The sequence below is a fragment of the Rhizobium sp. ZK1 genome, from assembly GCF_047782645.1.
Taxonomy (GTDB): domain Bacteria; phylum Pseudomonadota; class Alphaproteobacteria; order Rhizobiales; family Rhizobiaceae; genus Rhizobium.
On record NZ_CP180586.1, the window covers coordinates 1,655,883 to 1,675,850 of the forward strand.

General features: G+C 60.0%; 22 protein-coding genes. 10 read left to right on the forward strand and 12 right to left on the reverse strand.

The features are described from left to right. Positions 1–2: 2 nt before the first annotated feature. Positions 3–1,139 (forward strand): esterase-like activity of phytase family protein, encoded by a 1,137-nt coding sequence (locus ACK9YZ_RS08505; RefSeq protein ID WP_416066264.1) that lies wholly within the window; start codon positions 3–5, stop codon positions 1,137–1,139. Positions 1,140–1,255: 116 nt separating this feature from the next. Further along, positions 1,256–2,440, forward strand: coding sequence for an AI-2E family transporter (locus tag ACK9YZ_RS08510; RefSeq protein ID WP_216758051.1), 1,185 nt, complete (start codon positions 1,256–1,258; stop codon positions 2,438–2,440). A 24-nt stretch (positions 2,441–2,464) separates the two neighbouring features. Here the strand turns inward: ACK9YZ_RS08510 and ACK9YZ_RS08515 are convergent, their stop codons facing one another. Then, the gene (locus ACK9YZ_RS08515) at positions 2,465–2,923 is read right to left on the reverse strand and encodes a GNAT family N-acetyltransferase (protein WP_216758053.1); all 459 of its coding nucleotides are present in this window, start codon (positions 2,921–2,923) and stop codon (positions 2,465–2,467) included. A gap of 127 nt (positions 2,924–3,050) precedes the next feature. Between ACK9YZ_RS08515 and ACK9YZ_RS08520 the strand changes: the two genes are divergently transcribed. Beyond that, positions 3,051–3,458, forward strand: coding sequence for a hypothetical protein (locus ACK9YZ_RS08520; RefSeq protein WP_416066265.1), 408 nt, complete (start codon positions 3,051–3,053; stop codon positions 3,456–3,458). On the opposite strand, the gene ACK9YZ_RS08525 is transcribed toward ACK9YZ_RS08520, so the two are convergent. The 3 genes from ACK9YZ_RS08525 to ACK9YZ_RS08535 form a co-directional block, all read right to left on the reverse strand. Next, positions 3,455–4,585, reverse strand: a complete 1,131-nt coding sequence (locus ACK9YZ_RS08525) for a DUF2336 domain-containing protein (protein WP_416066266.1) — start codon at positions 4,583–4,585, stop codon at positions 3,455–3,457. The two genes, ACK9YZ_RS08520 and ACK9YZ_RS08525, sit on opposite strands and share 4 nt — an antisense overlap. A gap of 124 nt (positions 4,586–4,709) precedes the next feature. Next, positions 4,710–5,312 (reverse strand): flavin reductase family protein, encoded by a 603-nt coding sequence (locus ACK9YZ_RS08530; protein WP_416066267.1) that lies wholly within the window; start codon positions 5,310–5,312, stop codon positions 4,710–4,712. Next, on the reverse strand, positions 5,312–5,896 hold the full coding sequence (locus ACK9YZ_RS08535; protein WP_416066268.1) for a nitroreductase: 585 nt from the start codon (positions 5,894–5,896) through the stop codon (positions 5,312–5,314). Before ACK9YZ_RS08535 ends, ACK9YZ_RS08530 begins: the two co-directional genes overlap by 1 nt. 113 nt (positions 5,897–6,009) lie before the next feature. Between ACK9YZ_RS08535 and ACK9YZ_RS08540 the strand changes: the two genes are divergently transcribed. After that, positions 6,010–7,119: a hypothetical protein gene (locus ACK9YZ_RS08540; RefSeq protein WP_416066269.1), complete on the forward strand. Its 1,110-nt coding sequence runs from the start codon at positions 6,010–6,012 to the stop codon at positions 7,117–7,119. Between the two features lie 28 nt (positions 7,120–7,147). Here the strand turns inward: ACK9YZ_RS08540 and ACK9YZ_RS08545 are convergent, their stop codons facing one another. The 6 genes from ACK9YZ_RS08545 to ACK9YZ_RS08570 all read right to left on the reverse strand — a co-directional run bounded on the left by ACK9YZ_RS08545 (position 7,148) and on the right by ACK9YZ_RS08570 (position 14,366). Further along, on the reverse strand, positions 7,148–7,987 hold the full coding sequence (locus ACK9YZ_RS08545; RefSeq protein ID WP_416066270.1) for a lysophospholipid acyltransferase family protein: 840 nt from the start codon (positions 7,985–7,987) through the stop codon (positions 7,148–7,150). Positions 7,988–8,112: 125 nt separating this feature from the next. Continuing rightward, positions 8,113–10,119 carry a threonine--tRNA ligase gene (thrS, locus tag ACK9YZ_RS08550; RefSeq protein WP_416066271.1) on the reverse strand — a complete coding sequence of 669 codons (2,007 nt, stop codon included), beginning with the start codon at positions 10,117–10,119 and terminating at the stop codon, positions 8,113–8,115. Between the two features lie 150 nt (positions 10,120–10,269). Further along, entirely contained in the window at positions 10,270–12,870 is a 2,601-nt protein-coding gene (locus ACK9YZ_RS08555) for a tetratricopeptide repeat protein (RefSeq protein WP_416066272.1), read from the reverse strand. A 115-nt stretch (positions 12,871–12,985) separates the two neighbouring features. Beyond that, complete coding sequence (locus tag ACK9YZ_RS08560) at positions 12,986–13,513, reverse strand: DUF1697 domain-containing protein (RefSeq protein WP_416066273.1); 528 nt, start codon at positions 13,511–13,513, stop codon at positions 12,986–12,988. Between the two features lies 1 nt (position 13,514). Then, entirely contained in the window at positions 13,515–13,916 is a 402-nt protein-coding gene (yidD, locus tag ACK9YZ_RS08565) for a membrane protein insertion efficiency factor YidD (protein ID WP_416066274.1), read from the reverse strand. A gap of 3 nt (positions 13,917–13,919) precedes the next feature. Next, positions 13,920–14,366, reverse strand: coding sequence for an iron-sulfur cluster assembly scaffold protein (locus tag ACK9YZ_RS08570; protein WP_416066275.1), 447 nt, complete (start codon positions 14,364–14,366; stop codon positions 13,920–13,922). Between the two features lie 307 nt (positions 14,367–14,673). Between ACK9YZ_RS08570 and folE the strand changes: the two genes are divergently transcribed. From folE to ACK9YZ_RS08585, 3 genes are all read left to right on the forward strand, one after another. After that, positions 14,674–15,288 carry a GTP cyclohydrolase I FolE gene (gene folE, locus ACK9YZ_RS08575; protein ID WP_216758078.1) on the forward strand — a complete coding sequence of 205 codons (615 nt, stop codon included), beginning with the start codon at positions 14,674–14,676 and terminating at the stop codon, positions 15,286–15,288. 25 nt (positions 15,289–15,313) lie between these two features. Then, positions 15,314–15,766 (forward strand): phosphoribosyl-AMP cyclohydrolase, encoded by a 453-nt coding sequence (hisI, locus tag ACK9YZ_RS08580; protein ID WP_416066276.1) that lies wholly within the window; start codon positions 15,314–15,316, stop codon positions 15,764–15,766. Between the two features lie 116 nt (positions 15,767–15,882). Continuing rightward, complete coding sequence (locus tag ACK9YZ_RS08585; protein WP_416066277.1) at positions 15,883–16,851, forward strand: patatin-like phospholipase family protein; 969 nt, start codon at positions 15,883–15,885, stop codon at positions 16,849–16,851. Positions 16,852–16,866: 15 nt separating this feature from the next. Here ACK9YZ_RS08585 and ACK9YZ_RS08590 read toward each other — a convergent pair whose 3' ends face one another. Then, positions 16,867–17,301: a CBS domain-containing protein gene (locus tag ACK9YZ_RS08590; protein WP_216758082.1), complete on the reverse strand. Its 435-nt coding sequence runs from the start codon at positions 17,299–17,301 to the stop codon at positions 16,867–16,869. 99 nt (positions 17,302–17,400) lie between these two features. Further along, on the reverse strand, positions 17,401–18,180 hold the full coding sequence (locus ACK9YZ_RS08595; protein WP_416066278.1) for a rhomboid family intramembrane serine protease: 780 nt from the start codon (positions 18,178–18,180) through the stop codon (positions 17,401–17,403). Between the two features lie 138 nt (positions 18,181–18,318). On the opposite strand from ACK9YZ_RS08595, the gene ACK9YZ_RS08600 reads away from it, so the two are divergent. The 3 genes from ACK9YZ_RS08600 (at position 18,319) to ACK9YZ_RS08610 (ending at position 19,923) form a co-directional block, all read left to right on the forward strand. Continuing rightward, positions 18,319–18,552, forward strand: a complete 234-nt coding sequence (locus ACK9YZ_RS08600) for a hypothetical protein (protein WP_416066279.1) — start codon at positions 18,319–18,321, stop codon at positions 18,550–18,552. Between the two features lie 19 nt (positions 18,553–18,571). Then, positions 18,572–19,189 (forward strand): PAS domain-containing protein, encoded by a 618-nt coding sequence (locus ACK9YZ_RS08605; RefSeq protein ID WP_416066280.1) that lies wholly within the window; start codon positions 18,572–18,574, stop codon positions 19,187–19,189. A gap of 122 nt (positions 19,190–19,311) precedes the next feature. Continuing rightward, positions 19,312–19,923, forward strand: coding sequence for a PilZ domain-containing protein (locus tag ACK9YZ_RS08610; protein WP_416066281.1), 612 nt, complete (start codon positions 19,312–19,314; stop codon positions 19,921–19,923). The last annotated feature ends 45 nt before the right edge of the window (positions 19,924–19,968 follow it).

The following is a 19,968-nucleotide window of genomic DNA, read 5'->3' on the forward strand; positions in this document are numbered from 1 at the left end:
CCATGACCAAGCGTTTTCTTGCGACTGCCGCTTTCGTTCTCCTGTCCAGCACCGCCTCCGTTTATGCCACTGATATCGGCGCGACCGTCGAGACCGCGTGCCCCTTCGGCGACTGCGCGGCAGCCATTTCGCTGTCCTATCTCGGCGAATTCGTCATCCCGACCGGTCAGATGGAAAACGGCGTTGAATTCGGCGGCATTTCCGGCCTCGATTTCGATGCCGCCACCGGCCGTTATATCGCCATCAGCGACGATCGTTCCGAAAAGGCCCCGGCTCGCTTCTATGATCTCGATATCGATGTCAGCGCGAGCGGCCTGAAGAGCGTCACCATCGTTAAGCACACCACTTTCCAGGACAAGAACGGCCAGCCCTTCGCGATCCGCACCGTCGATCCGGAATCCATCCGCTTCGGCAAGGACGGGATTTACTGGGGCAGCGAGGGCGATGCCAAGGTGCTGATCGCACCCTTCGTCCGCGTCACCTCGCCGGACGGCGCCTTCGTTCGCGAGTTCAAGCTACCGGACGGTTTTGCCCCGACCGCCGACAAATCGACCGGTATTCGCGACAATCTCGCTTTCGAGGATCTGGCTGTGTCTCCGTCCGGTGATGTATTCGTCGGCGTCGAAGCAGCCCTCAATCAGGACGGTCCGAACCCCAGTCTGACAACCGGCAGCCTGTCGCGCATCATCCGCTACGATGGCGCAACCGGCGAACCAAAGGCTCAGTACGTCTACAGCGTTTCACCGATCCCGCAGGCTGCCACCAAACCTGATGGCGGCAATGATAACGGCATGTCGGAAATGGTCGCCCTTGATGATCACCGCCTGCTCGCTGTCGAGCGCAGCTACGCGCAGGGCTTCGGCAACAACGTCAAGCTCTTCATGATGGATCTCGATGGCGCAACCGATGTTTCCGGCATCGCTTCGCTCGCCAAGAATGACCAGCGCGTCGTACCAGTGCGCAAGAACCAGGTGCTCGACTTGCGTGCCACCGGCCTGACGCCCGACAATATCGAGGCCATGGCAATCGGCAAGGCGAAGGATGGCACCGATGTCCTGATCCTCGGTTCGGACAATAACTTCTCGACCGGCCAGAAGACGCAGTTCTACGCCTTTAAGATCAACCGCCGCCCGCAATAATAGCTGAGGGACTCAGCGACCAAATAACCACGCTTTGTATACGCTTTATCCGGGCGGACCTTGAAACCGCCCGGTTCATGGCCCATAAACTAGGACAACAATAAAAAGAGGCGCGCGTGGGTGTGTTTGATCGTCAGAAAACCAATACGGAGCCGCGATGGCTGGGGCCGTCGGCGACGATACGTACGCCGCTGATACCCTCCATTTCGGCTGCGCGCTGGCTGCTCGTACTCGTTGCCGCAGCCGGCGTTTATTTCTTCTACGGCTTCGTGGTGCCGGTGCTCGCAGCCCTCGTCATCGGCTTTGCGAGCTGGCCGCTTTACCGCAAACTGGTTGCCCGCGTCGGCGGCAATACGACGATCGCCGCGACGATCGCGATCGTCCTCATCGTCACGTTCCTCGTCATTCCGATCGGCCTTGCGGTCACCTATACGACCGGTGAAGTGCGTACATGGGTCGCATGGGCAATCCACGCCAACCGCTTTGGCGCGGAAACGCCGCAATGGATCGTCGCCCTGCCGCTCGCCGGCCCCTATCTCGACGAACTCTGGACGAAATATATCGGCAGCCCCGGTGCCATGGGTGAGCTCATCCAGGCCGTCAGCGGCGCCAATATCGGCAATATCTATCGCGCGGTCCTGGCGGCCGGCGGCGGCGCCTTCCATTTGTTGCTGACGCTGCTCTTCATGCTGATCGCGCTGTTTTTCGTCTATCGCGACGGCTTCTCCTTCTCCAAGCAGATCGACATGCTCGGCGAGCGTATCCTGCCGAACCGCTGGGAGCGCATTTCCCGCGTCGTGCCCGCCACCATCAGCTCGACCGTCATGGGCATGACGCTGATCGCGATCGGCGAAGGCATCGTACTCGGCGTGGCCTATTGGATCGCCGGCGTCCCATCGCCTGTCACTCTCGGTGTGCTGACTGGTGTCATGGCGCTGGTCCCCGGCGGAGCGCCGCTCTCCTTCACGCTGGTATCCGTCTATCTGCTGGCCAGCGGCTCGCATGTCGCCGGCATCGGCCTCTTCGTCTGGGGCACGGTCGAACTCTTCATCGTCGACAAGACGCTGCGTCCGAAACTCGTCGGCGGACCGATCAAGCTGCCCTTCCTGCCGACCTTTTTCGGCCTTGTCGGTGGCGTGAAGACGATGGGCTTCCTCGGCCTGTTCATCGGCCCGGTGCTGATGGCGCTGCTGGTCGCGATCTGGCGGGAGTGGATACACGAAGTCCGTAGCGCCGATACGAGTCCACAGATCATCCTCGATGAACAGGCACCGCCGGTGCAGCGTGTTGCCGAGGGCTAAGTCCCGCGAGACGCTTTGCCTAAATCAGGCCAGTCGTTTTTCCATGAAAAGGCTGAGTGGGTCCGGCAGGTAGGAGCCGAATGGCTCGATTTCGAGGAATCCATATTTCCTGTAAAGGCCGATCGCCTCCGGCTGGTAGATGCCTGTCTCCAGACGGATCGCCGCGAGCCCCTTGTCCCTGCCGAGTTCTTCAAGCCTGTCCATCAGTTGGCTCGCGACCTTCAGGCCCCTCGCCTCGGGATCGACGAACATGCGCTTGATCTCGGCCGTGCCGTCGCCCGCCTCGACCAGTGCGCAGCAGCCCACGATCTCGCCGCCATTGCGCGCCACGAGGAAGCTCACCGACGGCTTTTCCAGTGTTGAAATATCGACGAGGTGGTTGCTCTCGGGCGGATAAAGCGACTGGGCATAGGCGTCGGAGAGTTCCAGAAGACGGATCACGTCATCCTGACGCGGCGGTTCCAGAGCGATGGTGACGGGCATTTTCTTTCCTATTGCGACCAACGGCGCGAATTTTCCCGGATGACGGGGAGTTAATATCGCTGCCTTCATTCCGTTGGAATTGTGTTGTCGAAGATTGTGACACGCTCAATAGCCATGGAGGCAAAATATGCAAGCCGTCCTCATCGCCATGACGATCCTCGGTTGCGACGATTCGGTCAGCCAATGCAATTACGTGGCTACGGTCGACAAGCACTGGGAAACCGTCGTCGCCTGCGATGCCGAGGCTGAACAGCGGCTGAAAAATTATGCCAATGCGAGCTATCCGACGGTCATTGCCGTCTGCGAGGCGCCGAAATCGCTTGCTGCTGCCGAACCGGCCAAGCCGGCGCCTGCTCCACCAGTGACACCTGAGGTGGTCGAACAGCGAGATGGTCTTGGCGGTTTTGTGGATAATGTTGCCGGGCGCGTTCGCGCCAGCCTGCCCTCGGGCCAGGATGTGAAACACACCCTGGCAAAGCCGTTGCATTTCGTCTCCGCGAGTTATTCCTGGGCGGCGGCGCGGTTTGCCGATTAAGCCGCCGCGAGCGACGCATAGACACGAGCCGAGCGGCGCTGTTCGGCCACATGCAGCTTCTCCACCATGTCGAGCAACTCGCCGACGGCGTCATGCTGCCCGATCCGATTGTGGAACTTTTGAAGCAGGCGTCCGCAGATGCTGCTGAGCAACGATGCCGACGTCTTGCGCGAAGCCTCACGCCACAAGAAAGTCGCTTCGACGAAGATGATGCTGATATCGCGCGGCAGGCCCGCGGATTCATAAAGTGCACGCACGGCATGCATGCGGCCGGTGGCGAGGATTGCCCGCACACGCCGGTCGCTGCAATCAGACAGGTTGACGATGGCACAGCAGAAGAATTCCACCTTGCCGCAGCAGAGCGCATACATGAGGAAAGACGGCGTCAGCCGCTCGTTCAGGCGAAGATGCTCGACGAGGTCAGGAACTTCGGTCGGCGCGATATCGCCGGCGATGGAAACGATTGCCGCTTCCGTCGCCTCGCGGCTGATGCGCTGCAGCCTCTGCAGGCCGATTGCTGCCTGCGCAAGCGGCAGGCCGACCAGCGCATTGCTGACATGCTGGGTCAGAAGCTGGCGGGCATCGGCCGGCAGGTCGCTGCGATCGAGTAGCAGGTTCCTGATGTCGCTGATATCACCGAGCCGTTCGGCAATCCGCTTCAGGGATTGGGCGGAAATCGAGGCGCCGTCATTTTCCAGGAGGCAGAGAACTTCGTCCTCGTCGCCGACCTCGGCGAGCGCTGCGGAAACCGGGCGGGTCACATGGGCACGTGCGGCAATCAGCATCCGCGTTGTGCCGCTGCCGCGTGCTGCGAGATCGACGAGATCTGCATCCGTCAACAGCGGCGAGCAGGTCACCGCGTGGCAGGCGATTTCCGGCTGGTCCTCAGCGAGCGAAAGAATGATGTTGCGCGGCGCATGGGGCGCCCAGGCGATCGCTTCGGCGAGCGCAAGCCGCACACGCGGCGACGGATCGTCGAGCAGATAGGTCATCGCCTTTTCAGCAGCGTCGCGCCGTTCGACCGACATTTCGGATCTCAGATAGACACGTCCGAGGGCACTTGCAGCAGCTGCCCTGTCAGCCGTCTTGGCCGTTTCGACCCAACGAAGAAATGCCTCAATGATCACGAGCACGCCCCAGCACTGAACGCGATTCCTTCGCGCCTCATTCAATACAGGGACGGTAGCCGGAAAAAGTTTATGATTGGTTCACCATATTCGTTAGGATTTGTCCGGCCTTACGCGGCAGCCGTTAGACCTTCGGCCTGAACATTTCGAAGACTTCACTGCCCTCGCAATAATCCATATAGCCCATCCGCGCGACCGGCCGCGCCAGCGCCATATCGAGCCGCCCGTCGCTGACGATGGCCTCATCGATATGGATGCCGACGACCTCTCCGAAGACGAAGACATTCTCGGTCGGCTCGCCGGACAGTGTCTTCGGTTCGATGATCTCGGTCACCTTGCATTCCAGCACGGCGAAAGCCCCGGCCACATAGGGTGCATCGATCAACTCGGCCTGCTTCGGCGTCAATCCTGCATATTCGAATTCGCTCGTTCCGTAAGGCACCGCTGCCGAAGTGAGGTTCATCTTCTCCGCAAGATTGCGGCTGACGAAATTGCAGGTGAAGACACCGGTCTCCCTGGCATTTCGCTGGCTGTGTTTGTGCCCGCTCGACGAAAACATCACCAGCTTCGGCTTGTCGGCAACCGCGTTGAAGAAGGAATAGGGCGCGAGATTGATCGACCCATCCCTGCCCTTGCTGCCGATCCAGCCGATCGGGCGCGGCGCGACGATAGCCTTGAAGGGATCGTGCGCCATCCCGTGCCGGTTGGTATCCGTCGTATAGAACATCAGCCTTCCCCGCCGACCCAGGTGACGGTCTCGGTGAGTTCAGGGCGCGGGCGCTCGACGGCCGGGAACGTGGTCGAGCCGATATGGATGAAGCCGGCAATTTTCTCGCCCGGCTGGACGCCAAGCAGCGGATAGGCACGCTCGTCGAAGGCGAACCATTCCGTCAGCCAGTTGGCGACATAGCCATGCGCATTGGCAGCCAGAATGACATTGAGGCATAGCGCGCCCACCGACATGATCTGCTCCCATTCCGGGATCTTAAAATGCGGAGCGGCCTTGCTGACCACGCCGATGACGACGGGTGCGCGGGTAAAGCGGGTGCGCTCGACCTGGATCATCTCGTCCGAAAGGTCGGGCTTGGCTTCCAGCGCGAGCTTCAGCAGCTCTTCGCCAAGCCGCACGCGCTCCTCGCCGCGATAGACGATGAAGCGCCAGGGCGCGATCTTGCCGTGGTCGGGAACGCGCGACGCGAGACGCAGGATCTCCTCGATCTCGGCCTTTTCCGGTCCCGGTTCGCACATCTGGAACGCAGGGATGGAGCGGCGCACGGCGAGATAATCGATCAGCTTGATATCGGATTTCATGCGGGAGAAACTCTCATTTGTATGCAGAGGGTGGCCGGAGGTCTTGAATTTGCCATGGCATTGGTCTTGAAGTGGACTCTGCGATTTCAGAAGTCAATCGGTTCACGAACAGGATGTTTGGCATTTTGCCTTTTGCACGGATCGGCCTTGCTCTTGCCCTTGTCTTGCTGACGCCGTTTGGCGCTGCCGCCCAGGATGCCTTCAAGGAATTCAAGCAGCTCGAATCGACGCCGAAAATGCCGAAGCTCAACGCGTTCATTGCGCCGGGAACGGCACAGGAAGGTGCGCACCTGCGTGACGTTTCGCTGGAAGCGAAGCTTACGGCCGATGGGGCGCCTGTGGAAAATGGTCTTTCCTGGTATGTATTCAGCCCGGTTGCCGGAACCGACGGCAAGCTGCCGCTGATCGCAAGCTCACGGGGCGGCAGCGCGGCATTCCAGCTCGCTGCCGGCGATTATTTCGTCAACGTCTCCTTCGGCCGCGCCGGCGTCACCAAGAAGCTGACGGTGCCGGATGAGGGCGAAGTCGACAAGCAGGTCATGGTGCTCGATGCCGGCGGCCTGTTGCTCAATGCCGTCTCCGGCTCCGATGTCCGCATCCGTCCCGACCAGCTGAGCTTTTCGATCTACTCCGCGGAGGTTCGCGACGACGGCGAGCGCGGCCTTGTCATGGCCGACGTGCCACCGAATACGGTCGTGCGCCTCAATGCCGGCACCTATCACATCGTTTCAGAATACGGCAACGTCAACGCCAGCATCCGCGCCGATATCCAGGTCGAGGCCGGCAAGCTCACCGAAGCAACGATCCAGCACAGAGCGGCCCAGATCAATTTCAAGCTCGTGTCGGAAACCGGCGGCGAAGCGATCGCCGATACTGCTTGGTCGATCCTGACGGCGGCTGGCGACAGTGTCGGTGAAAGCGTCAGCGCTTTCCCGACCATGGTTCTGTCGGAAGGTGAATACACCGCGGTCGCCCGCAACAAGGACAGGATCTTCCAGCGCGACTTCACTGTCGTCGCGGGCGTCAACACCGATGTCGAAGTCCTGATGAAGGACCAGCAGGCCCAGCAGCCGATCGCACCGGCCGCCACGGCCGTAGCGCCGGGCGGCCAGGCCGCGGCCGCGCCAAAGGGCGTGCCTCAGCCGGGCGGTGAGATCCCGCCGCAGCCGCCCTTGCCGTCCTATGAAGATCTTCAAAGCGGCGACGGCGCCAGCCTCGACTGAGGCCGCATCCCGAGGTGTCAGGAAATTTTCAGCTTGCGCGCTTGAGGAAGGCCTTCTTCTTCGGCGCCATCGAGAAGACGGCCTCAAAGAGACGAGCAAGCAGATCCTTCCGGTCGCTGCCGCTGCTCAATTCTTCGAAGGACAGGACCCTGCCCACATGCGCTGTTATCGTGCTGCCTGAAAGGCGGCGGAACTCGCGGATCAGCAGCGACAGCCGCAGCGTCATCGAAACCCTGCTGGCAAGATGGAAGAGCCGGCCGTTCTGGCCCTCGAAATAGATCGGCAGCACGCTGGCGCGCGCCGCCTGGATGAGCTTGGCCGGGAACATCTTCCACGGCAGGTCCTCGGCGCGACCGAAGCCCTTCTTGGCGGTGGCCACGCCGCCAGCCGGGAAAACCACGATCGTCGTGCCTTCCTTCAGCAGGCGAACTGCCTCGTGACGGCTCTTCATGTTCATCGCCATCGCTTCCTTGGTCTCCTCGAAAGAGATCGGCAACGAATAGGGCGCCATCTCCGGCACCTTGAGAAGGTCGTTATGGATCAGCACCCGGAACGGACGGCCGAGCTGTTCGGCAAGCGCCAGCACCGCAATGCCGTCGCCGATGCCGAAGGGATGGTTGGCAACGATGACGATCGGCTCTTCCGGCACCGGTTCGAGCGGCCAGTTGCCCTTCACATCGACCTCCACATCGATGACATCGAGCATCTTGCCGAAAACGCGGTCGCTCTTGCCGACGATATCGCTGCGCCAGATGTCATAGAGCCGGACATAACGGTCGCGGCCCGAAAGCCCCTCGATGGAGCGGATGAGCCAGCGCTTGAAGCGCGGGTCTCTTTCGTTCGCGTAGGAAAGCTCTTTGAAGCGCACTGAAATGCTTGCCGGGATGAGACCCGTCCCCTGTTTGTGGCGGCTATATTACTATTGCATGTCAGATTTCTGACAGCGCCGAGCAGATCAATGCCGGGCGCTGCCATTATCCAAAAGGCAATTTATCAGGCCGCTTTGGCCTTCTTTGCCTCGAGCTTGCGACGGATATCGGGCGCAGTCGCCTCCAGGGCAAGGCTTTCGATCGCCGAATCCAGTGACATCGACGTCTGCTCCTGGCTGCCGAGCCGGCGGATATTGACCGTGCGCTCTTCCGCTTCCTTCTTGCCGCAGACGATGATGACGGGAACTTTCGTAACGGAATGTTCGCGGATCTTGTAATTGATCTTCTCGTTACGGAAGTCAGTCTCGACATGCAGCCCGGCTTCGCGCAGCGCTTCGGCCACTTCCTGGCCATAGCCGTCGGCTTCCGAGGTGATCGTCGCGACGACGACCTGCAGCGGCGAAACCCACAGCGGCAGATGGCCGGCGAAGTTTTCGATCAGGATGCCGAGGAAGCGTTCCATCGAGCCGCAGATGGCGCGGTGGATCATCACCGGCTGCGTCTTCTCCGAATTGCTGTCGATATAGAAGGCGCCGAAGCGCTCCGGCAGGTTGAAGTCGACCTGCGTCGTGCCGCACTGCCATTCGCGGCCGATTGCATCCTTCAGCGTATATTCGAACTTCGGCCCGTAGAAAGCGCCCTCGCCCGGCAGGATGCCGGTCTTGATGCGACCCTCGGACTGCGCCTCGATCGTCTTCAAGACATCGGTCATGACGGCTTCCGCCCGATCCCAGAGCGCATCGGTGCCGACACGCTTATCCGGACGGGTGGAAAGCTTGACGACGATTTCCTTGAAGCCGAAATCTTCATAGACCGACAGGATCAAGTCGTTGATCTTCAGGCATTCGGCAGCCATCTGTTCGTCGGTGCAGAAGATGTGCGCGTCGTCCTGCGTGAAGCCGCGCACGCGCATCAGCCCGTGCAGCGCGCCGGAAGGCTCGTAGCGATGCACCAAGCCAAATTCGGCAAGACGGATCGGCAATTCGCGATAGGACTTGAGCCCATGCTTGAAGATCTGCACATGGCCGGGGCAGTTCATCGGCTTCAGCGCGAAGACCCGGTTATCCGCTTCCTTGTCTTCCGGATGCGTCATGGCATGCGCCGATTTCACGGCGAACATGTTTTCCTGGTACCAGCCCCAGTGCCCCGAGGTTTCCCAGAGTGCAGTGTCGAGCACCTGCGGCGCATTGACTTCCTGATAGTCGATTTCAAGCCGCCGGCGCATATAGGCGACCAGCGACTGGAAGATGCGCCAGCCCTTGCCATGCCAGAACACGACGCCCGGACCCTCCTCCTGGAAATGGAACAGGTCCATTTCGCGGCCGAGCTTGCGGTGGTCGCGCTTTTCGGCTTCCGCCAGCATGTGCAGGTAATTGTCGAGATCGGCCTGCTCAGCCCACGCCGTGCCGTAGATGCGTGACAGCATCGCGTTGTTGCTGTCGCCCCGCCAATAGGCGCCGGCGACCTTCATCAGCTTGAAGGCTGAGCCGATCTGGCCGGTAGAAGCCATGTGGGGGCCGCGGCAAAGGTCGAACCATTCGCCCTGATTATAGATCTTCAGATCCTGCCCTTCGGGAATCGCATCGACGAGCTCGACCTTGTACTGTTCGCCCTTGGCAGCAAAAACTTCCTTCGCCTTCTCGCGCGACCAGATCTGCTTGGTGAAGGGCGCATTGCGGGCAATGATCTCCTTCATCTTCTTTTCGATCTTGGGCAGATCGTCGGGCGTGAAAGGCTCGTTCTTGGCGAAGTCGTAATAAAAGCCGTTCTCGATCACGGGACCGATCGTCACCTGCGTTCCGGGCCACAATTCCTGCACGGCTTCGGCCATCACGTGTGCGGCGTCATGCCGGATAAGCTCCAGCGCGCGGCCGTCCTTGCGCGTAATGATCTCGATCTTGCCGTCGGTCACGACATCGGAAAGGTCTTGTACGGTACCGTCGATCGCAATGGCGACGGCGCTCTTGGCAAGCGACTTGGAAATGGATTCGGCGACATCCTTGCCGGTCGCGCCAGCCGGGAAGCTGCGCACCGAACCATCGGGAAATGTCAGGGAAACGGATTGGGACATCGAAATTCTCCTTGTCCAGTCCCGCCAACGAATGCGGGTGGTTGAAACGGAAGCGTCATCTACTCGCGATGCGCTGCCGCCTGATACTGATATTTGCCGTCTGAGTAAAGGAAAAGCGAGGCGATCCAGTGGCGAAACGGGATACTGCGCCTATCCGCCATAGGTCCTTATGTAGTTCGCGAGCGCCGATTTCAGGGGCTGATCGATCTCATCGTCCAGCGGCCCATCGTAAAGACCGCGTCGCGAAAGACTTCTTTTCAGGGCCGTGCGCGTGAAGGGCGAAAATACCTTCAGTTCGTCGGCAATCTGTCGATCGCCCTGCCTGATTGCCAGGAGGATGTTCTCAGCCGCATTATCCGAGATGAAGGTCGCGTCATAGGCATAGGCCAGCCGATAGGCGGCCCTTGCGAAGCCCGCGTCCGTCGCCCGCAAATACCATTTGATGGCTTCTGGGCGGTTGACGGCAGTTCCCCGACCGTCATCGTAGAGACGCCCGAGCGCGAACATGCCTGCAGCCGAATTGAGCTCGGCGGATTTCTTGTAATATTTGAAAGCGATCGCCTGATCCTGATCCTTGCCGTTTTCGTAATACCACGCAAGATTGAGGGCGCCGGCAGCAGAGCCGGCGTCGGCCGCCTTCTGATACCAGTTGCGGGCGATGGTCTGGTCTTCGTGCGTGCCGATGCCATTCTGGTAGTAATAGCCGACGGCATTCATCGCCTCGGGATATTGCTTGAAGGCCGCCATCATGAACCAGCTGAGCGCCTTGGAACGGTCGATCGGCACGCCCTGTCCATACTCGTACATATCGCCTAGAGAATATTGTGCTTTCACATTGCCGTTGGCTCCGGCTTTCGTCAGCCATTCCAAGGCCTTGTCATAGTCTTTCTGGTTTCCATCCGCCAGGCGATATAACATCCCGAGCCTGTACATCGCCTCGGCAGATTTCTTATTGGCCGCAGCTTGGTACCATTCGATCGCCTTGGTATAGTCGCGGGTGACCCCGTCGCCATCTTCATATTTGATCCCGAGCAGGATCATCGCCGAGGTGTCGCCGGCCGCCGCACCCTTCTCGAGATAGTCGGTCGACTTCCCATCATCGCGCGGCAAATTGGCGTCATTGGCATACATTGCACCAAGCTCGGCGAAGGCCTCGGTATATCCATTCTCCGCAGCAGCTTTGAACCAGTGCACCGCTTCTCTCGAATCCCGGGCTGTCCCCTCGCCTCTTTCGTATAGCAGCGCGACGGAGTACTGAGCCCTGGCCGAACCGCCTTCGGCAGCCTTGAGATACCACGCAAAAGATTTTTGGGCATCGGCACTGGTGCCGGAACCATCATAAATGCGGTCGGCAACTTCGAGGAAAGCCTTGGAATCCCCAGCATCGGCCGCCTTTCGGAACCATTCGAAAGCTTTCACCGCGTCCTTCGGAAGGCCGTCGCCCTTTTCATAACCATAGGCAAGCACCCGCATGGCGTACGTATTGCTAGCTGCCGACGCCTTCTGGAGCCATTTTAGGCCGTTTTCGATGTCTCGAGGGCCGCCCACCCCGAAATAAAGGGACTCGCCGAAATGACTGGCGCCGGTAGGACTTCCGAGTTTGGCAGATCTTTCATACCAGATACGCGCTTCGCCTTCGTCTACCGGCACACCTTTGCCTTGCTCATAAAAGGCGCCGACGTCTGACATGGCATAAGCATCCCCACGGGAGGCGGCCTCTTTCATCCAGTACATGGCTTGGCCGTAACGCGGATCAGGCATCTTAAAGAAAAGCAAAGCCCTCCCTCGGTAGCCAAGCACACTTCCTTGCGCAATTGCTCGATCCAGCAGGCCCTCAGCCTTTGCGAAGTCGCGTGTCCTTTCCTTGCCCGCGATATAGACATCTGCCAGCGTCTTCATGGCATCGCCGTCGCCAAGTTCCACTGCTTTCTCAAGTAGGTCGAGAGCCGTCTTTTTCTGAGCTTTGTCACCCTCCCTCAAATAGTGTCGCCCAAGAGCCCGCATCGCATCGGTGGAACCTCTACGCGCCATGTCGTCCAGCAGGGCAACGGCACGGACTGGGTCTTTATCCGTTCCGATGCCTTCCATGTGAAGATACGCGACGTCTATAGCCGCGGTTTCGTCGCCCTGCTCCGCTGCAACTGAAAGCAGCCCAAAACCTCTGCTGGCATCGACAGGAACGCCAATCCCATCCAGATACATCCACGCAAGGGATCTCTTGGCGGGAATGTAGCCCAGCCGGTCTGCAAGCTCGAAATAGGTTCGCGCGGCATCAAAATCCTGTGCGACACCCCACCCAAACTTATACATCTCTCCGAGATATTCGGCGGAGCGTGGATCCCCTGCTTCTCTCGCCTTTTTCAGCCACGACAAGGCTGTCTTGAAGTCACGTCCGCGCCCGAAACCGTAGGCATACGTCGTCGCCAAGTAGTCCATGGAAGCAGCATGCCCGTGAGCGGCCAATGCCTCAAAGCCGCTAAGCGCTGATTCATATTGCTGGAGGTTGAACTGGCTTGCGAGCACAAAATAGCGGGCGTCGATAGAGCCTGGATCCCCCTTCAGATAGGTTTCGCAGGCGGAAAGCGCATCTCGCCAATAAGCGAGATTGTCAATGTCTACGCCATCACGCGCCAGATGGCGGCACTTGGTTTCCGACGCGGTTGGGGCTGCGCTTGCTGCAGTTGCCAGGAAATTAACGGTGGAAAGGGCGAGAAAAAACGACCCGGTGGCAAAATACCGAAAGATATTCATGAGTACAGCATCTGAAAAATCGTGTGGGAGCTACAGTGATATCTCCAACTTATTCAACTGCAAGTGTAATTTCCTGCCGCCGATGAAAAGCAACGAAACCGTGTTCTTCGTGCATCTAGAGGACCATCTCGAAAAGGCCGCGTACGGTGTTCCAGTTGCGCATCGTTCCCACACCCATGCGCTTTGTCGTCAGCGCCGAGAGCAGCTTGGATTGACTCGGCTTGCCGTGGAAATCGATCCAGAGATCGCAGCCGACCAGTTTCATTCGTTGCCCTTCGGCAAGAAGCGGTTTCAGCGCCTCCACCTTTTCCGGGTCGATCGGCAGGCGGTTGACGCGCACGATCACCTGATCGCCGACGCCGTCCTTGAAGGGATTGGCGCTGCAGAGTGCCATCCAGGTGCAGTCGCTGCGCACGATGATATCGACATGCTTGCCGAACTTTTCTTCAAAAGCCTCCTCCAGCTGCTCTTCGACTTCATGAGGCCGCATGTCGTCCGCCTCGAAAACGAGGTTGCCGGTGGAAACCAATGTGCGGGGATCGCGATAGCCGAGCTCTTTAGCAAGCGTGCGCAGATCCTCCATGATGACGCGTCGCTCGGAGGTCAGGACGATGCTGTGCAGAAGTGCGATGAAGGTACACACCTTATGCCTCCCTCCGCCCAAGCATCAAATAGCGCCAGGGTGTGAACCAGCGGAAACGGGATTCGAGTTTATCAGGCACCGGGTCGAGCCCGCTGGTGCCGCCGGGTCCGCACCGGCCGACGCGGAAGAGCGTCATCCAGCCACCGGCCCAGAGCCCGTGGCGGGCGATCGCCTCATAGCCATATTCGGAACAGGTCGGGATATGCCGGCACGAATTGCCGACGAAGCCTGAGAGCGTCAGCTGATAGAGGCGGATCAGTCCCATGCCGAAAAGGCGGTCCGGCGTCTTGCGGAATGGCCCCTGGTAATTGCGGGAGAATTTCTGTTGTTGCTGGGCGCGCGGCTTCGGGGCAGCGGCGCGGCCCTCATCTTCCTCCTCACGCAGCAAGCAGAATTCGCACATAGCTCATGCCCCGACGGGTTCCGCGCGTTTCGCCTCGATCTGGCCGATGGCGTCAACGACGGCATCGAAGGTCAGCATGGTGGAAGCGTGGCGCGCCTTGTAATCACGCACGGGAAGAAGATAGCGCATGTCGGCAAACCGTCCATCCGGCCCTTCTCCATCCGCTTTCAGCATCACAAGCATATCCTCGCGCGCCTTGCGCACTTCGCCGGCCGTGGCGCCGACGACATGGCGCGCCATGATCGAGGAGGAAGCCTGGCCGAGCGCGCAGGCCTTCACGTCATGCGAAAACGCGCTTATCGTGTCGCCGTCCATTTTCAGCCAGATGCGCACTTTCGAACCGCAGAGCCGGGAGTGTGCCTGGGCGCTCGCATCTGCGTCTTCAAGCGTTCCAGTCAGCGGAATATTGCCGGCAAATTCGAGGATTTTGCTGTTGTAGATATCATCCATGACGGATTTGGCTCCCTAAACGCCTGAAACCGACGCTAATTCCTATGTGATTGTCGTGTAAACAAAAAACACACAGTCTCACGACAGCATACTTACATAGCCGGGTCGTCTTCCTATATGTATGTCGTTCGAGGGCCATCGAAATGCAATGGCCTCGAAGAAGTTTGATTGGGAAACCGTGCCGGAAGGGTTCGAGAAAGCGAGCCCGGAAAGCCTCGGAGCCTGCCAAAGGTGCAAGAATTCCCGCTTGGGGTACCAGTGGCTAGTCCGAATACGGTCCGCATTGCGGGCCAGGAGACCATTGAATATGGACGCCATCGTCAAGAATTTTCCGCAGACCGCCCGTGAATCCGACCGCCCCTCCCAGCAGGAGGCAGAAGACGCCGTTCGCGTCCTGCTGCGCTGGGCTGGCGACGATCCGTCGCGCGAGGGTCTGCTGGATACGCCTGCCCGTGTCGCCAAGGCCTATCGCGAGCTCTTCGCTGGCTATGAGATGAGCCCGGAGGATGTGCTCGGCCGGACCTTCGAAGAGGTTGCCGGCTATGACGACATGGTGTTGGTGAAGGACATACCCTTCTTCTCCCATTGCGAACATCACATGGTGCCGATCATCGGCAAGGCGCATGTCGCCTATATGCCGGACGGGCGGGTTCTCGGCCTCTCAAAGATCGCCCGCGTCGTCGAAATCTACGGTCGCCGCCTGCAGACGCAGGAGACGATGACCTCGCAGATCGCCAAGGCCATTGACGAAACGCTGCGTCCGCGCGGCGTCGCCGTCATGATCGAGGCCGAACACATGTGCATGGCCATGCGCGGCGTTCAGAAGCAGGGCTCGACCACATTGACGACAACCTTTACAGGAACGTTCAAGACTGAACCGGCCGATCAGGTCCGATTCATGACGATGGTAAGGGGCCGCTGATACCGGCTCCCTCAGGAGGGCCGCGATGCGTGAGATGATTTTCAATCAGCCGTCGGACGATAAATCCGAGCTGGAGGATGCTGGCGATTTCACGCCGCGCTTCGACGATCGCGGCTTGATCACGGCCATCGTCACGGATGCCGGTGACGGCGACCTCCTGATGGTTGCCCATATGAATGCGCAGGCCCTGGCGCTGACCATCCAGACCGGCATCGCCCACTATTTCAGCCGCTCGCGCGGCAAGATCTGGAAGAAGGGCGAAACCTCCGGCAATCTCCAGACCGTCAAGGAAATCCGCACAGATTGCGATCAGGACGCCATCTGGCTGAAGGTCCAGGTTGCCGGCCATGACGCTACCTGTCACACGGGCCGCCGCTCCTGCTTCTACCGTACCGTCACTCTCGAAGATGGAAAGCCTGTTCTGACCATCGTCGATGACGATCTGCACTTCGATCCGAAGGACATTTACGGGAAATAGCCCAAATCCCGGTCGCCTGCCCCTTATTGCGACGCAAATCGCCTCCATATACACTTTGGAAAGGGTTCGGGGCGGCTAATGGAAATCCAAGTGTTCTGCCGGGAGAGAGGAACGCCATGCTGGGCTGGAATATGCATCGTCAAAGCGCCGAGGGCGGCAGTTCAGGCACGACAGCGCTTCAGGATATGGCAGTTCCCCCCGTACAACCCGCATCCGAAGAAAAAGCAAAGCTTGCTCTCGCGCTCGGCGGCGGAGCCGCTCGCGGCTGGGCGCATATCGGCGTGCTGCGCGCGCTCGATGAGGCCGGCATCGAGATCGGCATGATCGCCGGCACCTCGATCGGCGCGCTCGTCGGCGGCTGCTATCTGGCCGGCAAGCTGGACGAGTTGGAAAACTTCGCTCGCTCGCTCACCATGCGCCGCATCGCAAGCCTTCTCGATCTGACGATCGGAGGTTCCGGCCTCTTCGGCGGCATGCGGCTGACCAAGCGGATGCAGGAACATCTGGAAGGTCTGACGATCGAAGATCTGGACCGGCCCTTCGTCGCAGTCGCGGCCGAGGTCAATACGGGGCACGAGGTCTGGATCGCCAACGGCTCGCTGATCACGGCCATCCGTGCATCCTATGCCCTGCCCGGCATTTTCGAGCCGGTGCGCAGCAATAATCGCACATTGGTCGATGGCGCGCTCGTCAATCCCGTGCCGGTCTCCGTCTGCCGCAGCTATGAGCAGCCGCTCGTCGTCGCCGTCAACCTCAACTACGATCTCTACGGCCGTTCCGCCGTTGTCCGCCACAACGCCAGCCTCTCGCCAGCTGAAGTTCAGCAGCAGAAGAATGCGCCCTATGCCGCGCGGCTCGGCATGACCGGCGTCATGGTGCAGGCCTTCAACATCATTCAGGATCGTATCGCCCGCGCCCGCCTTGCCGGCGATCCGCCCGACATTTCATTGCAGCCGCGCCTGTCGGACGTCGGCCTGTCGGAATTCCATCGCGCAGGCGAAGCCATCGAACGTGGCTATGAGGAAGCCCGGGCAAGGCTGCCCGAGCTGCAGCGTATGCAGGAACTCTACGCCAGGCACCCCTGACTCACCGATCTCCAATCAGCTCGCAATATAGGCCTTGATCTCTTCGGCCTCGCGCTCGACCTCGGCGATACGCGACTTCACGACGTCGCCGATCGAGATGATGCCGGCGAGCTTGCCGTTGGCCTCGACCGGAATGTGGCGGAAACGCTTGCTGGTCATCAACTCCATGAGCTCGTTGACCGAGGTCTGCTCGTTGCAGCGGAAGACCTTCGAGGTCATGACGGAAGAAAGCGTCTGGTCGAGCCCGTCCTTGCCGGACTTGGCGACGACATGCACGAGATCGCGCTCGGTGAACATGCCGGAAATCTTGTTCTCCATGCCGACGACGACGATCGCACCGATCTTCTTCTTGCTGAGTATCGCAGCCGCCTCCGAAACCGTGGTGTCTGGCCCGGTTGTGACGACGTCACGACCCTTCAGATCGAGTATTGCTTTGACGGAACTGGCCATTCGGACCTCCTATGGCGAAAGTGAAACCCTTGTCGGGAACACAGGCTCCGCGGTGGTCTCTCCTCCCATCGCGGATCGGTCAATGGTGCACTGCTTGGGTCAGGATTGCAACTCGTCGTCAGGTTCCGGCACGGGTTCCGGCGGCAGTTTTCGGTCGAACAGCGCAAAGAGGAAAAAGCCGAAGACGAAACCGCCGATATGCGCATCCCAGGCTATCTCCTGGCTGCCGTCGCCGACAAGCGGGATGCCGACCGCGATCAGCGCGTTGCCGACCAACCAGAAAAGCATGAACATGATCACGGTGCGGCTCTGAACCGCCTGCGTGACGGACAGGCGCGGATTGAGATGCGCCGGGCCGAACATTTGCCGCCCGGAGGGGAAGGCAAAGCGGCAGGCCGCGCCCATCAGTCCCGAGACAACGCCGGACGCGCCGATAAGCAGCGCTTCGCTGCCCCAGTTCAGCGCCGTGTGCAGCGCAGCCGAGGCGACAGAAGAAAGAACCCAAAAGGTGATATATCGGGCCGTACCGATGCGGCGCACGACCGGCGCGCCGAAGGCCATCAGCCATAGCCCGTTGAAGACGATATGCTCGACGCTACCATGCAGCAGCGAATAGGTGACGGGCGTCCAATAGAGCTGCGGCCCCTGCTCGGCGAGCGAAACGGCATAACGCAGTGGAATGAAGCCGAAGTTGAACAGGAACCAGTTGAACCCATCGACTGGCAGAAGCGATTGCACGGCATAGATCAGGATCAGCAGCAGCAGCGTGGCGAGCAATGCCGGCGGAAGATTGAAAACCGGCTGGCGCGGCGGCCGGGCGGGCGGCTCGGGCTGTGAAGGCTGGAATGCCTGGTTAGGCCCGGACGTCTGTTCATTCATGCTTTTGTCGCCTCGTCTTGAGGCCTCAGCCATACAGGAGCCGGCTTCAAAAAAAAAGCCGTCCGGTATGGCCGGACGGCTTGCCTGAGCATTCCCAAGCATCGGCCCGAACATCGAAATCGATTTTCGGAAAGCCTGATGCGTACTCAAAGAGTAGAGCGTCCCTTGTTCGCCCGAATCGGCGAACGGCGCTCTATGGATGACCTCTGCCCTGGCAGTATTGTGCAGAACTTCACTGTTCGAAGTGATGAAGAAACGGTCTCACGACAGTCCCCAGTACTCAAGCAAAACTCTTTTTTAACCTTAACTCCCCGGATTTGGCATGAAATCCGCAAGGTAGAAGGTGAAGGGGCGAAAACCGCCCGCCAATGAACCGAAATGAGACAGCGTCATGCGCCTTCAGATCACAACCGACATCTTCGACTACTGGAATGCTCTGCGCGGTGAGCAGGATGCTCCGCTGAAATCGCAGATCGAGCCTGGCGCGATCCCTCACCTCCTGTCGAGCCTCTTCATTCTTGAGACGGAGGCAGACCGGCAGATCCGCTTCCGCCTTGCCGGCACGAAGATCTGCGACCTCTTCGGCCACGACCTGCGCGGCGAACGCTTTTCCGCTCTATGGGCCAATGGTCATAACGAAGATATCGAAAGAACCGCCAAAGGCGTCATGGATCACACCATCCCGACGCTTTTCAATGCAACGGGCTACAGCACCGCCGGCCATCACGCAGCCTTCGAGATCATCGTGATGCCGCTGCGTTCGCCCGAAGGTGGCTGTGACCGCCTGCTTGGCGCCATTGCGCCTGCCGTTGCCGCAAGCTGGCTGGAGATCGTGCCGTTGGAGCTTCTTGCCCTCGACCGCAGCCGCCTGCTGCACGATAAGTTCGGTCGCGCAGCCCAGGTCGAGCCCCGTCGTCCCGTCGAAGTGGCGGCCGAAAAGCACCCCACGTTCGGCCAGGCCGTGCTGCGCGTCATGTCGCATTTCCTGCATGGGGCAACTGCTCGCTGACTGTCCGATTTTGGGTCGCCGCCCATAGTACTTTAGGGTTATAGGTCGCCTGCTCCCACAACCTTCTGTTAATGGATTGGGGGTAAGGATTGGGCCTAGCAATTTCATGAAGAAGCCCTTTGATGCACTCGTTCCAGTCCGCTCAGACGCACAGACCTGCGCCGCGCCCTGAACAGGGAGTATTCCAGCGCGTGCCCATCAATATGCAGGGCCGCCTGATGCTTGCGAATTACGAGGAATTCGAGTGCGTGGTGATCGATATGTCGCCCGGCGACATGTATGTCACCTGCGCCGGCCGCCCGCGCGCCAATGAACGTGTCGTCGCCTACATCGACCATCTCGGCCGCGTCGAAGGCCATGTGCAGACGGTCGATATGCGCGGTTTCACCATGTCGATCAACGCCACCGATCGCAAGCGCGAGAAGCTCGCGGCCCAGCTCACCTGGCTTGCCAACAAACACGAGCTCGGCCTGCCGGAAGATCGCCGTCATGATCGTCTGACCCCGCGCGAGACCAAGACCGAACTCACCCTCGATGACGGCACGCGCTATATCTGCCGCATCATGGACCTTTCGCTCTCGGGCGCCGCCGTCGATTGCGAAGTGCGTCCGCCGCTCGGCACGCCTGTTCGTCTCGGCAACATGCGCGGCCGCGTCGTTCGCCACTTCTCAGAAGGTGTTGCGATCGAGTTCCTGTCGGTCCAGTCGCGCGAGACGCTGCGCGAATTCCTCTAATTCTGGCAAAGTGCGCCGCCGTTCTGCGTTCGGTTTTCGAGCTGT